Raw genomic sequence first — 14891 nt, 5'->3', positions numbered from 1 at the left:
CGAATCATTGAGGAGCCGTGTGAAGCGAAAGTTTCATGCACGGTTTTGAAGACCAACGGGGTTGGTGACAACCTCGTTGAGTTTACTAGTGTCAATCACTCTAGCAACTATATAACCCAACTCTTCCAGCTTTTCTAAGACCTTAGTCGCACTTTGGGCAACGCTTTCTTGGTTAGTTTTGCATTCGACTTCAGGACAGAGTGGTATTTCATAAGGATCATCAATACCAGTGAAGTGCTTAATCTCCCCGGATCTGGCTTTTTTATATAACCCTTTTACGTCTCGCTGTTCACAAACTTCTAATGATGCATTGACGTAAACTTCAATGAAAGATGGAATACTTTGGCGCACTTCTTCCCGAATTTCACGGTACGGTGAAATGGCTGAAACCAATACAATTACATTATTTCTGGCAAGAAGATGAGCCACAAAGCCAATGCGCCGAATATTCTCTTCTCGATCCTCTTTACTGAAACCCAACCCTTTGCATAGATTTTGACGTACCGCATCGCCATCCAGAACTTCAACTCTGTATCCCTGTATCCGCAGTTCCTTCTCCACGAATTGACAGATAGTAGTTTTACCTGCACCACTCAGACCAGTGAACCATACTGTCACACCATACTCTTGTTGTCTCATCCTACCTCCGCCGTACACTTCAAATGACACACCAAAAAAAAGCTTTTTTGGGTAATTTCGGGTCAAATAGCAATTTTATTTTTATAATCCTTTTTTAGCAGGAATTTCACGCCTTGCTTGGCGGCTCGTGTCAGCCTTGCTACTTTTACCTCTACTCATTTCGAGCGTAAGAATCGCATTTATACGTATTTTGGCTCAAGATTTAATACAGAGGCTGGCGATGTCTACGACAGGCTACACCTACGCACTTTCTCAAGCCTAACGATGAGCTTCGCGACTATACGAACTAAGTCTGCTGATCCAGGTTGCAAATTATTGAAGTTTTGACCAAGTTTTATATTCAGTATATGTACAGTTTTTATTTAAGAAAATAGTCATTATTATAACAGTAAGATCCCACAATAAAACTTAGCACTAAGACATTATAAAAAAAACTAAGTTCAAAATGTCTATAAAGTTAGGGACGATCTAGCCTTATGGGGGCGCGACCTATTATCTGGGGGCGATTCCTTTGGGTGCTGTTCCTGATACACGTTTGTTTATTGACAATGAACGCTTAGTGGTCTGTCTCATTAATTCTGAGAGGTTCGTAGTGAGCGATTTATCGCTTAATTTTAAGGGCTAGAGCCACTGACTATTTTAGTACTCAACTAAGTCCAAGTTTCCCCAACAAAATTTGATAATTCAACTTATTTATGTTAGCCACCTCTACCACTACTGCCTCAGAAGAGAATAACTTAATTCAGTGTGATGCCGATCAGGGATTTATCTCCTGGCTAAGTCAAGCCGGAGGCTCAATTGCCATCACCACCTACCAAGCAGGGAAACTGGCAGTTGTGGGCTGGAATGGGCAACAAATTACTATGCTGTTACGCCAATTTTCCAAACCAATGGGGTTGGCAGTTCATGGTTCACGTCTAGCACTGGCTACCCATCACGAAGTCTGTTTATTAGCCAATGCCCCCGCATTAGCCTATGAGTTTTTAGAAGACCAGCCCGGACGCTACGATGCACTCTACCTGCCACGGATGGCATACTTCACAGGCGACCTCAACATTCACGACCTGGAATTTGGCAGGGAAGGGCTGTGGATTGTCAACACCCGCTTTTCCTGCCTTTCTGCCTTGAGTCCAGACTTTAGCTTTGTACCGCGCTGGCATCCCAAATTTATTTCCGAAGTAGTGCCAGAAGACCGCTGCCACCTCAATGGGTTGGCGATGGTGGATGGCAACCCCAAGTATGTGACTGCCCTCGGTGCGACAGATACCGTCGGCGGGTGGCGACCAGGTAAAGCCAACGGTGGGGTCGTTGTGGAAGTAGAGAGCAATGAAATTATTGTAGATGGATTATCAATGCCCCATTCCCCAATCTGGCATGACGGGTTTTTGTGGCTACTCAACTCTGGTGCTGGGGAAATATGGCGCATTCATCCAGAATCAGGGGACAAACAGGTAGTCTGTGTACTCCCTGGATTTCTGCGGGGGTTGTGCTGCGTGGGGTATTACGCCCTAGTCGGACTTTGCCAGATTCGGGAACGGCATATTTTTGGGGGGTTGCCCATTGCCCAACGGTTTGAGCGGTTGCTCTGTGGTGTGGCAGTCGTGGATTTACGAAATGGACAGCAAGTAGGGATGCTGAAGTTCACGACAGGCTGTCAAGAACTTTATGATGTGCAGTTTCTCCCTGATGTACAGCGTCCGATGGTTTTAAATCAAGAACGTAAAGAAATCCGCCAAGCATTTACTGCACCAGAGTTGAATTACTGGCTGCGACCGAGTGCAGTGATTCCTAATGACTAAAGAGTCTGCCTAATCAAAGCGTAATTGTTGAAATCAAATTTTTACTTTTTTTCAGAGGTTTTTTCATGACTGAATTCCAAGTCAATACCACCACCGACGGCAATCAATCTAACTCCACAGTAGCGATAGATGCAGCTGGGGACTTTGTTATTTCCTGGACTAGCAATGGTCAGGACGGTTCTAACAATGGGATATATGCCCAACGCTACAACAGTGCCGGGGTAGCTCAAGGGAACGAATCTCAAATCAATACTTACACCAGTGGTAATCAATCTAACTCCACAGTCGCGATAGATGCAGATGGGGACTTTGTCATTTCCTGGATTAGCTCTGGTCAAGACGGGTCTAGCGATGGGATATATGCCCAACGCTACAACAGTACCGGGGTGGCTCAAGGGGACGAATTTAAGGTAAATACCTATACCAACAGCACTCAAAATAACCCCAGAGTAGCGATGGATGCAGCAGGGGACTTTGTCATTTCCTGGCAAAGCAATGGTCAGGATGGGGATGGCTATGGGATATATGCTCAACGCTACAACAGTGCTGGGGTGGCTCAAGGGGGCGAATTTCAGGTTAATACCCATACCAGCGGCTATCAATCTAACTCCACAGTAGCGATGGATGCAGCAGGGGACTTTGTTATTTCCTGGCAAAGCTATTATCAGGATGGGGATGGCTATGGGATATATGCCCAACGTTACAACAGTGCCGGGGTGGCTCAAGGGAACGAATTTAAGGTCAATACCTACACCAGCAGCTTTCAATATAACCCCACAGTAGCGATAGATGGAACGGGGGACTTTGTCATTTCCTGGCAAAGCGATGGTCAGGACGGGTCTGGCTATGGGATATATGCTCAACGCTACAACAGTACCGGGCTAGCTCAAGGAAACGAATTTAAGGTCAATACCTACACCACTGGCAATCAATCTAACCCCACAGTAGCGATAGATGCAGATGGGAACTTTGTCATTTCCTGGACTAGCAATGGTCAGGACGGGTCTAGTAATGGGATATATGCCCAACGCTACAACAGTGCTGGGGTGCCTCAAGGGGGCGAATATAAGGTCAATACCTACATCACCAACAGTCAATCTAACCCTACAGTAGCGATGGATGCAGGGGGGGACTTTGTAATTTCCTGGACTAGCGATGGTCAAGACGGGTCTGGCAATGGGGTATATGCCCAATTAAACACCAACATTGGGGTTCCCCCGACAATCACCTCTGCTTCTGCCTCTGCCCTGGCATACACCGAAAACACCACTACAGCCATCGACTCAGCCATCACCGTCAGTGATGTAGACTCCCCCAACCTGGCTAGTGCCACCGTCACCATTACCAGTGGTTTCGCCTCTACTCAAGATACCCTCGCCTTCATCAACCAAAATGGGATTACGGGCAGCTACGACAGCAGCACAGGTGTCTTAACCTTAACTGGCAGTTCCACCGTTGCTAATTATCAAACCGCACTGCGTTCCGTTACTTATACCAACAGCAGCGACAACCCCACTCTCACACCTCGTACCGTCAGCTTTATAGTTAATGATGGGGCTGCTAATAGTACCTCCCTTACCCGCAATATTAATATTACGGCAGTGAATGATGCGCCCGTTGCTACTGCCACCAACTCTGCTCTGGCATACACCGAGAACGCCACTACAGCTATTGACTCAGGCATCACCGTCAGCGATGTAGACTCCGCTAACCTAATTAGTGCCGCCGTCAGCATTAACAGTGGTTTCATTTCTACTCAAGATACCCTCGCCTTCACCAATCAAAACGGGATTACGGGCAGCTACAACAGCAACACAGGTGTCTTAGCCTTAACTGGCAGTTCCAGCGTTGCTAATTATCAAACCGCACTGCGTTCTATTACTTATACCAACAGCAGTAATAACCCTAGTAGCACACCTCGTACCGTCAGCTTTGTCGTCAATGATGGGACTGCTAATAGTACCGCCGTTACCCGCAATATTAATATTACGGCGGTGAATGATGCCCCAGTCGTTACCAACCCCATTGCTGACCAAATAGCGACAGAAGACACCACCTTTAACTTCAGCCTACCAGCAAACACCTTTGCTGATGCTGATGCAGGAGATAACCTCACCTACAGCGCCACCCTGGAAAATGGTAATCCAATTCCCAGTTGGTTGACCTTCAACGGCACCATATTCAGTGGTACTCCCACAAATGACAACGTTGGTAGCCTCAACATCAAAGTTATCGCCAGTGATGGAACAGCAACTGTCAGCGATGTTTTTGTACTGACAGTGGCTAATACCAATGATGCTCCCCTCGCTGCTAACGACAGCATCACCACAAACAAAAACACACCCATTATCATTAGCGCTACTACTCTGTTGAGCAATGATACAGATGTGGATGTCAATGATGTATTAAGCATTACTGGGTTTACTCAACCTAGCCAAGGAAGCTTAGTTAACAACGGCAACAGTACTTACACTTATACCCCTGCCCAAAACTATTATGGCTCTGACGGCTTCACTTACACCATAAGTGATGGGCACGGAGGCAGTAGTACTGCCTCCGTCAACTTGACTATTAGTCAAGTTGACATTAATGTAATTAATGGCACATCAGGTATAAATAACCTGACTGGTACGGAAAGCAGGGATATTATCTCTGGATTGCAGGGTAATGACACGCTCCAAGGACTAGGTGATAACGACACCCTTGATGGCGGCGATGGAAATGATTTATTGGATGGTGGTGCAGGAAGTGACTCTCTCATTGGTGGTAAAGGCAATGACACTTATATTGTGGACAGCATCGGCGACACTATTACTGAAGGCTTAAATGCAGGCACAGATTTAGTCAAGTCTTCGGTGAGTTGGGTGTTGGGAAATAACCTGGAGAATTTGACCTTAAGTGGAACCGACACAATTAATGGTACTGGTAACAGCCTTAATAATATCTTGACTGGAAATACTGGTGCTAACATCTTGAGCGGAGGAGATGGTAACGATAATCTCATTGGTGGTGCAGGGAATGACACCTTGTTGGGCGGTGCAGGTAATGACACCTTGGATGGAGGTTTAGGAGCAGATAGTCTTAATGGTGGAATCGGCAATGATATTTACATCGTAGATAACCCCAGCGATACAATTACTGAAGGCTTAAATGCAGGCACAGATTTAGTTAAGTCTTCGGTGAGTTTTGTGTTGGCAGATAACGTGGAGAACTTGACCCTGACCGGAACCGACGCAATCAATGGTACTGGTAATAGCCTTAAGAACATACTGATTGGAAATACTGGTGCTAACATCTTGAGCGGAGGAGATGGTAACGATAGCCTCTTTGGTAGCTCAGGTAATGACACCTTGTTGGGCGGTGCAGGCGATGATACCTTGGATGGAGGTGCAGGGATTGATAGTCTCAATGGTGGAGCAGGCAATGATGTTTACACCGTAGACAACCTGAACGATACTATTACTGAAGGCTTGAATGCAGGCACAGATTTAGTTAAGTCTTCGGTGAGTTTTGTGTTGGCAGATAACGTGGAGAACTTGACCCTGACTGGAAGCGGGGTAATTAATGGTACTGGTAACAACCTTGATAACGTACTGATTGGAAATACTGGTGCTAACATCTTGAGCGGAGGAGATGGTAACGATAGCCTCTTTGGTGGTACAGGGAATGACACCTTATTGGGCGGTGCAGGAGATGACACCTTGGATGGAGGTACAGGGATTGATAATCTCAATGGTGGAGCCGGCAATGACATTTACACCGTAGACAACCTCAGCGATACTATTACTGAAGGCTTAAATGCAGGCACAGATTTAGTTAAATCTTCGGTAAGTTGGACATTGGGAGATAACCTGGAGAACTTAACCCTGACTGGAAGTGCGACAATTGGTACTGGAAACAGCCTTGATAACATCCTGATTGGAAATGCTGCTGCGAATATCTTGACCGGAGGAGATGGTAACGATAGCCTCTTTGGTAGCTCAGGCAATGACACCTTGTTAGGCGGTATAGGCGATGACACCTTGGATGGAGGTACAGGCATTGATAGTCTCAATGGTGGAGATGGTAATGACATTTACACCGTAGACAACCTCAGCGATATTATTACTGAAGGCTTAAATGCAGGCACAGATTTAGTCAACTCTTCAGTTACTTGGCAGTTGGGAGATAACCTGGAGAACTTGACCCTGACTGGAACCGGAGCAATCGCTGGTACTGGTAACAGCCTTAATAACATCCTGACGGGAAATACTGGTGCTAACACCTTGAGCGGAGGAGATGGTAACGATCGCCTCTTTGGTAATTCCGGTAATGACAGCTTAGTAGGCGGTATAGGTGATGATAGCCTCTATGGTGGAGTTGGTAAAGATACGCTGACTGGTGGAACTGGTCGAGATAGCTTATATCTGACTGATACCCGCACTGGAGGCTATGATACAATAACTGATTTTACTGTTGGAGATGATACTATCTTCATTTCTAAGGCGGAATTTGGACTGAGCCAAGCTCAGGATACGACACTCGATCCGGGATTGTTCCGACTTGGTACGATCGCTACAGCAGCAAGCGATCGCTTCATCTACAATCAAAGTACGGGTAACTTATTCTTTGATAAAGATGGATTGGGTGGTACAGCACAAGTTCAAATAGCCCAGTTATCGAATAACGCATTGCTTACTAATGCAAATATTACTGTGATTGCCTAACTTTGCTAAGACAATTAACCTAGCATCAACCTACGTAGGGACGCGAAATTTCGCGTCCCTACCTGCCTTTGGGGTGATGTGGCTTTATGGGCAATATAATTGCAAACTTTTAACTTTCCTCTTGCGGATAACCGTTTTTCTCGCGTTTGAGGCTTTCTTCTAAGGCTTGAATTTGTTCACGACGAGCTTCCAATTCCAAGGAACGTCGTGCTAAGTCTTGGTTTTGCAACGTCAGGGATTGTCGCCAATGTTCTGCTCGCTCGGCTTCGTGCTGCAAAAATTCTGGGGTAATGCCGATGGTGAGATAGTTTTGTACCAGATGGAGTACCCAGTTGGTGGCTTCTTCTAATTTTTCAATGTCGCCTGTAGGGGAAAGTTCTACTAAAACAAGCAAGTTTTCACTCATGATCTTTCCCTTCCCTAGCAGAATAAAAGCTTCTTCTGGAATTATCGCCCACAAGTTATCAGCTTCTTGACGCGCCAACAAGCGTAACTGGTGCTGCTCTAAAAAATCGTTTTTACGCACCTGGGCTAGATATAGCATGAGAGTCGCTTCGCTCCAATTCAAAATTAAAAATTAAAAATTAAAAAAATTTAATAAAAAAATAAGTGCCAGAATTCATATTTGGATCTTCTTAATTGCTAATGGGTAATTGGGAATTATTGACACTCCTATTACCCATTACAGTTATCCGAAGCCACGCAGGCGATGCCTACGGCAACGCCTGAAGGCGATCGCGCAAAATTTCTGCTTGCTTCTGTGCTTCTGCTAAAGCATCCCGCGCTCCCTGTACCACGTCAGCTCTAGCTCTATCCACAAAACTAGGATTGTTTAATCTGGTACTCAGGGATTGAACTTCCGCTTCCGCTTTGCTCAGGCTTTTCTCTAGTTTCGCACGCACAGCTTCAATATCCACTACGCCGTCCAGAGGAATTAGCACTTGTATTGTACCAATCACACCAGCGATCGCATTTTCTGGTTCTTGTGATTGTTCTAATTCTCTCTGCGGGAAAAACTGTCTCCATAACCTAAGTCTCGCTTCAGCCGTTAGTAAATTTTGACTAACAAACCAAGCTGTGTAACCAAAACCAACTAGTTCAAAAAAAGTACCGACGATGGGAGTGTCATCAATCGCATATCCCACAGCTAAACCCAATCTACCAAAGACAATGGCCACAATAATTAAGCCAATTGTCTTCAAACCCCTTTGAGGTTTTTTAGCAGCAACAGTTTGGTTTTCTTGCTTGTCAGTAATGGTTAAAGTCTCAACCTTAGCCAAATCTTTAATATAAGACTGTCCAGCAGTGAGAATTTCCCGCTCTTTATCACTTTCAGTTTGCAAATTCGCTGTTACTTTTACCCCTGGTTTAATATCCGCCTCAGCCCGCAAATTCCGAATTGTGCGGATAGTGCCAATCAGCAATTCAAACTGTTCTTCTAATGCTGAATCAATCAAGTTTGCATCCACCTGGGGATAGATTTGTAATGGTAAAGTTTGCGGTAAATCTGCTGGTTGTTGGGTGAGAGTCTGCCAAATTTCCTCGGTAATATGAGGCATAAAGGGATGAAGTAGTTTCATAATCCCTTCCAGCACGTAGCCGAGGGTTTGCTGTGCTACCCGCCGCGACGCGGGGTCAGCATCTGCTTGCAATCTGGATTTTACCAGTTCAATATACTGATCGCAGAAATCACCCCAAATAAACTCGTACAGTCCCTTAGCTGCTTCCCCTAAACCGTAATTATCGATGTAATTGGTGGTTTCTTTGACAACTTGATGATACCGCGAGAGAATCCAGCGATCGCTCAATTCTGTGGCTACTGGGTTCCCCAATTGTTGCGGTGTCTGTCCATCCAAATTCATCATTACAAACCGGGCAGCATTCCACAACTTATTAGTAAAGTTGCGAGACGCCTCCACCGATGCTGATTCATCCTTTTTGCGATCGTATTCTAGGCGGATATTTTGTCCAGCACCAGCAACTTCCCTAATTAAGGCATACCGCAGTGCATCAGTACCATATTTGTCAATTAATAACAACGGGTCAATGCCATTACCTTTGCTCTTTCCCATCTTCTGACCTTTCTCATCCAGCACTAAACCGTGGATGTAAACTGTTTGGAAAGGCATTTGCCCGGTAAAATGACTAGCCATCATTGTCATTCTGGCTACCCAGAAAAAGATGATGTCAAAGCCTGTCACCAAAGTTGTAGTCGGGTAGTAAGTTGCTAAATCCTGAGTTTGTTCTGGCCAGCCCAAGGTCGAAAACGGCCAGAGTCCAGAAGAAAACCAAGTATCTAGTACATCAGGGTCTTGTTCTAAGTTGACATTTTCACCAAATTGTGCTTTAGCTTTCTCCCAAGCTTCAGTTTCCGATTTCGCCACGACAAACGGCGTGTTATCGGTAATTTGCCCACCCGTTTCACTGACAGCGTACCAAGCAGGAATTCGGTGTCCCCACCATAATTGACGAGATATACACCAATCAGTGAGTTTTACTAGCCAATCACGATAGACCTTTGTCCAGCGTTGGGGGACAAACTCTGGAGAAGTTTGCTGGTCGAGGAATTCGAGAGTTTTGTCAGCTAGGGGGCGAATTTTGACAAACCACTGAGTTGAAAGGAGAGGTTCAATAGGTACTTTACCGCGATCGCTGTAGGGAACGGTATGCTTATAATCTTCTATCTTCACCAAAAAGCCATCTGCTTCGAGGCGAGAAACCACATTCTTTCTAGCAACAAAGCGGTCTTGTCCTTGAAACTCTCCAGCATTGGCGTTGAGAGTGCCGTCTTTATTCATAATGTTGATCAACGGCAGATTGTGACGCTTACCCATGTCAAAATCGTTCGGGTCATGGGCGGGAGTTATTTTCACGCAACCTGTGCCGAAAGTAGGGTCAACAAATTCATCGCCAATAATGGGAATTTCTCGTTGTAGAATGGGCAGAGTTAAAGTTTTGCCGATGAGATGTTTGTAGCGATCGTCATTGGGATTAACTGCTACAGCCGTATCGCCCAGCATCGTTTCTGGTCGAGTTGTCGCCACCTCTACAAAACCGGAACCATCGGTGAGGGGATAGCGGAAATACCAGAGATTCCCATTAACTTCTTGATTTTCAACTTCCACGTCAGACACAGCCGACTGAGAAGCGGGACACCAGTTAACTAAATATTCACCACGATAAATTAAGCCTTCCTCGTAGAGGCGAGTAAATGCCTCGACAACAGCTTTGGATAAACCTTCATCCAGAGTAAACCTTTCCCGTGACCAGTCCACCGAGACACCCAAGCGTCGTAGCTGATTTAGAATCGTTCCCTCAGACTCCGCCTTCCATTGCCAAGCGCGTTCTAAGAACTTCTCGCGCCCCAACTCGTAGCGAGTTTTACCCTCTGTCTTGAGTTGCTTTTCCAGCATACTATGCACAGCAATGCTAGCGTGGTCAGTTCCGGGTAGCCACAGGGTATTGCGTCCCTGCATCCGGTGGTAGCGGACGAGGGTATCAATCAACGCACTTTCAAAAGCGTGACCCATGTGTAAGCTGCCGGTGACATTCGGCGGTGGAATGACGATGCAATAAGGTTCGCCGCCTTTGTTGGGGTCAGCTTTGTAAACTTGGTTGTCTTCCCAGAATTTTTGCCACTTGGCTTCAGTGGAAAAAGGGTCATAAAGACTAGGGAGATTGGGAATAGTTGCGGTCATGCGGGAAAACTAACTATGGAAGGACTCTAATAAATTTTGCCACAGGGTTGGAGAGGGTTTGTTTTGCAATTCTCGAAATCGTGGATGTACCCCTTAAAAAATCTGGAAATGCGAAATCTATTCTTAACCCTTGTAGTTATCTTGGATAAATTCCGTAACTGACATCTGTATATTCATCCAGAAAAACTCATGAAATTGAAACCAGGTTTATTTCAACTCATCGTGCTCGTTATGACTGTATCGCTACTTGCTTCTTGTGCGACAAGCCCAGAAGCAAGACAGTCAGATTGCATCTCCACAACGTCGCCGAAGCCTAAACAAAAACCCGATAACTGTCCACCCTCATCTAATAGTAGCGGCAGATCAAGTGGTTACTCTGGTGGTAGTAGCATTAGAAGATCCGGTTCTGGTAATTTATCGGAGGTCGGTACTTCCAGCGGTTCTTTCAAGGGCCGTAGTGGTTTTGGTAGTTTCGGTCGCGGTGGTCATGCGGGTGGATAAGAGAGTTATGAATATTTTCAACAGTCCTCAACGAAAGCGTCTATTTCAGTCGATGAAAATGGGTTGGTACAACTTTGTTCCTATTGAAGAAGGAACAGGTATACCTCTAACTGACCAAGAAACACCTTACGCTCTTTATTATTGCCATCAAGTTTTACCGCAGACGATACAAGAAATTCAGCAAGCATCGGAATTAGTCGGTAGTGTTTTAACCCAAGTGTGGGAAATTATCCACACTCTTGATGAGGATACACTACTTTACTATGGATTTCCTGAAGCTACCATCAAGTTAGTTAAATATGACTTCCTTGCACCATTTTGTATGCGTCTTGACTGGTGCTGGAATCAAGAAATGGGGATAAAAAAGGTAGTAGAAACTAATCCCCAAACTCCTAGTTTTTGGTTTGAATGTACGGACGGCAATAACAAAGTCGCCAGACATTTTGGATTGCAAAAACCAGATTTAGATTCTCAAAAAATCTTAAAAATAACACTCAATCAGCATGTAAATAGAGCCGCCTTAAATTTACGTAAACCAATTACAGACTGTCGCGTGGCATTTACAGCTTTGAATAATGCGGAAGATTTAGGTACTATGCGATGGTTGAGCAATTACTTGGAGTCTAAAAGTACCATTTTACCCTTAGAATATCTTGGCATCAAAGATGGTGAATATCTATTTGACCAGAGAACACAAAAACCAATAGATATACTCTTTATGTGGTATCCAGTGGAATGGCTAATCCATGATACTGATGAAAAAGGTGAAAGATTATGGCCGGCTCTAGAACAATTAATTTTTGAGAATAAAATTGTGATTGTGAACTTTGGTTCTGCTTTTGCACTGCAACCAAAGAGTGTATTTGCCCTAATTACAGATTTGGGATATGACTTTTTTTCTGACAAAGATGCTGGGGCAGTCTGGGAATATTTTCCTAAAACATCACTGAATGCAACAGCAATAGGTAATTCATACTTTGCCAAACCTATTTTAGGAAGAGAAGGTGAAGGAGGATTTGCAGTTAATTCAGGAAATATCTCTGTGCGTAGTAGTAATAATGACCCTTGGTATACACAACAAACTTATGTGTATCAAGAGTTATTAGAGTTTCCTAAACTAGAAATTGATGGCAAGTCAATGACTCAGGTTTGGGGAGCATGGCTATATAACAATGGTAATGACAAGTTTATATCTGGAGGTGTAGGAATGCGCCTTTCTGAAGGGGAAATTACAGATAACTTATCCTATTGGTGTCCTATTGGATGCTAATTTTAACAGCATCGATAATTAGAGGCAAACATGAATCCTCAAACCACCAACTGTTCACCCTGGACATACATACCCACCCTATATTTCACCTCCGGTATACCTTACGTCATCATCAACACAGTTTCCGTAATCTTTTACAAAAAACTCGGAATAGATAATACTCAAATTGCCTTGTGGACAAGTTTTCTCTATCTCCCTTGGGTCATCAAAATGTTTTGGGGCCCAATTGTCGATACTTATTCTACCAAACGCAAATGGATACTTTATACCCAATTTGCCATGTTCTGCTGCTTATGTTTAATAGCCTTCTCCTTACAACTGTCAAATTTCTTTTTCATCTCCCTCGCAACATTAACAATAGGAGCATTTATTTCTGCAACTTATGACATTGCTACAGATGGCTTTTATCTGCTGGCTTTATCTCCTGAACAACAAGCCTTCTTTGTCGGCATTCGCTCACTGTTTTATAGAATGGCTGTCATTTTTGGCTCTGGAATATTAGTAGTCTTAGCAGGTCAGCTTGAAGTATCTCTCAATAATATTCCTTTAAGCTGGACTATAGCTATTGGCTTCTCAGCTTTAATTTTAGCAATCCTGTTTATTTCCCACCGCCTAATTTTACCCTTACCTGAATCAGATAACCAACAGCAAATACAAGCTAGGGAAAATATACCCTTTTGGTCAATTATTAGCTCATATTTTGCTCAGGATAAAATTATAAATATTTTAGCATTTATCTTACTCTACAGACTTGGTGAAGCAATGCTTGTGAAGATAGCCTCTTTATTTTTATTGGATAAACCAGAAGTAGGGGGCTTAGGGCTATCAACATCAGATGTCGGATTAGTTTACGGGACATTTGGAGTAATTTCCCTGATTTGTGGAGGAATTTTAGGAGGCTTGCTAATTTCTAAATATGGATTAAAAAAGTGTCTGTTTCCTATGGCTTTGGCGTTAAACTTGCCTGATATATTTTATGTGTATATGGCTTACACCAAACCTTCGCTAACATTAGTATATCCCTTAGTTTCTTTAGAACAATTTGGGTATAGGTTTGGATTTACAGCTTTTAGTGTTTATTTAATGTATATTTGCCAAGGCGAATATAAAACTTCTCATTTTGCTATCTCTACTGGCATTATGGCTTTAGGAATGATGTTACCCGGTTTAATTAGCGGTTATCTGCAAAAAACTTTTGGCTATCCATTATTTTTTGCCTTGGTTTGTTTGTTAACTATTCCTGGGATGATTGCTCTGTTTTTTATACCTTTAAAAGAAGAACCGAAACGCCAAAATAATTAACATTATTACAGTTCATGAATTATGTTTTGGGAATAGATGGCGGCGGTAGCAAGACTGTTTGTGTCTTAATGGATGATTTGCGTCAAGTGCTAGGTCGTGGTGAAGCGGGCCCATCTAATTATCAGAGTATAGGTATTGAAGCAACTTTACAATCTATTCAATTAGCAGTTCACAATGCGGTTGAGGCAACAATAATTACAAATACTGTGAATATTGATGCGATATGTCTGGGTTTAGCAGGTGTAGGTCGTGCAGCAGATATCGAAGTCGTCAAAGGTTTAGTACAAGAGTTGCAGAAGAACAAATTTTTGTCTATTACTTGGGCATTACAGCCAGCGAATATTATAATTGTTAACGATGCTTTAATTGCTTTAGTTGGCGGAATTGGTCAGCCTGTAGGAATTGTGGTTGCAGCAGGTACTGGTTCGATAGTTTTCGGGCGAAATCATCAGGGACATACCAAGCGAGTCGGCGGCTGGGGTTATATTTTAGGAGATGAAGGTAGCGCCTATAAAATTGCGATCGCAGGGATGAATGCAGCATTAAAATCTTATGATAGACGGGAGATGTCAACAAGTTTGGTAGAGGGTTTCAAACAGCATCTTGACTTGGAAAATATAGAAGATTTAATAGAAGTAGTATATCGGCGAGGATGGGGAGTTAAACAGATAGCTGCTTTAGCACCAATTGTAGATTTGGCAGCAGCGTCGGGTGATATAGTAGCGAATATGATAATTGATAATGCTGTCAAAGAATTAGCAAAAGCTACATCTACAGTAATTGATGCAATTTTTAGTTCTGACTCAGTTTTAGAAGTAGTCACAACAGGAAGTGTGTGGCGCGGTAGATGCAAGATGCATGAAAGATTTACAGCATCAATTGTTAAGAAGTTTCCTGAAGTAAAGGTGATTTTTCCGAGGTATGAACCTGCTTACGGTGCTGGTTTGTTGGCGTTGCAGACAACTCAAAATTAAGG

The 14891-nt window shown here is 43.7% G+C and carries 9 protein-coding genes; 6 read left to right on the top strand and 3 right to left on the bottom strand.

Annotated elements, in window-relative coordinates:
- Positions 1 to 33: 33 nt before the first annotated feature.
- Positions 34 to 639 carry an adenylyl-sulfate kinase gene (cysC, locus tag V7K30_RS13410; protein WP_334999847.1) on the bottom strand — a complete coding sequence of 202 codons (606 nt, stop codon included), beginning with the start codon at positions 637 to 639 and terminating at the stop codon, positions 34 to 36.
- Between the two features lie 695 nt (positions 640 to 1334).
- On the opposite strand from cysC, the gene V7K30_RS13405 reads away from it, so the two are divergent.
- Complete coding sequence (locus V7K30_RS13405) at positions 1335 to 2438, top strand: TIGR03032 family protein (RefSeq protein WP_334999845.1); 1104 nt, start codon at positions 1335 to 1337, stop codon at positions 2436 to 2438.
- Between the two features lie 65 nt (positions 2439 to 2503).
- Positions 2504 to 7144 (top strand): beta strand repeat-containing protein, encoded by a 4641-nt coding sequence (locus V7K30_RS13400; RefSeq protein ID WP_334999843.1) that lies wholly within the window; start codon positions 2504 to 2506, stop codon positions 7142 to 7144.
- 109 nt (positions 7145 to 7253) lie between these two features.
- Here V7K30_RS13400 and V7K30_RS13395 read toward each other — a convergent pair whose 3' ends face one another.
- Both V7K30_RS13395 and V7K30_RS13390 read right to left on the bottom strand, forming a co-directional pair.
- Positions 7254 to 7688 (bottom strand): hypothetical protein, encoded by a 435-nt coding sequence (locus V7K30_RS13395; RefSeq protein WP_334999853.1) that lies wholly within the window; start codon positions 7686 to 7688, stop codon positions 7254 to 7256.
- A gap of 169 nt (positions 7689 to 7857) precedes the next feature.
- A complete protein-coding gene (locus tag V7K30_RS13390; RefSeq protein ID WP_334999841.1) occupies positions 7858 to 10842 on the bottom strand; it encodes a valine--tRNA ligase in 2985 nt (994 codons plus the stop codon).
- 189 nt (positions 10843 to 11031) lie between these two features.
- Between V7K30_RS13390 and V7K30_RS13385 the strand changes: the two genes are divergently transcribed.
- Genes V7K30_RS13385 through V7K30_RS13370 form a run of 4 tightly spaced genes read left to right on the top strand, consistent with a single transcriptional unit; the run spans position 11032 to position 14889 of the window.
- Positions 11032 to 11343, top strand: a complete 312-nt coding sequence (locus V7K30_RS13385) for a hypothetical protein (RefSeq protein ID WP_334999839.1) — start codon at positions 11032 to 11034, stop codon at positions 11341 to 11343.
- Positions 11344 to 11350: 7 nt separating this feature from the next.
- The gene (locus V7K30_RS13380; RefSeq protein ID WP_334999837.1) at positions 11351 to 12613 is read left to right on the top strand and encodes a glutathionylspermidine synthase family protein; all 1263 of its coding nucleotides are present in this window, start codon (positions 11351 to 11353) and stop codon (positions 12611 to 12613) included.
- Positions 12614 to 12643: 30 nt separating this feature from the next.
- Complete coding sequence (locus V7K30_RS13375; protein WP_334999835.1) at positions 12644 to 13915, top strand: MFS transporter; 1272 nt, start codon at positions 12644 to 12646, stop codon at positions 13913 to 13915.
- Positions 13916 to 13929: 14 nt separating this feature from the next.
- Positions 13930 to 14889 (top strand): N-acetylglucosamine kinase, encoded by a 960-nt coding sequence (locus V7K30_RS13370; RefSeq protein ID WP_334999833.1) that lies wholly within the window; start codon positions 13930 to 13932, stop codon positions 14887 to 14889.
- Positions 14890 to 14891: the final 2 nt, after the last annotated feature.

Origin of the sequence: Nostoc sp., from assembly GCF_036917655.1 — a bacterium.
Lineage (GTDB): Bacteria > Cyanobacteriota > Cyanobacteriia > Cyanobacteriales > Nostocaceae > Nostoc.
The sequence above is the reverse complement of the archived record's forward strand: the minus strand, read 5'-3'. Positions and strand labels throughout refer to the sequence as shown.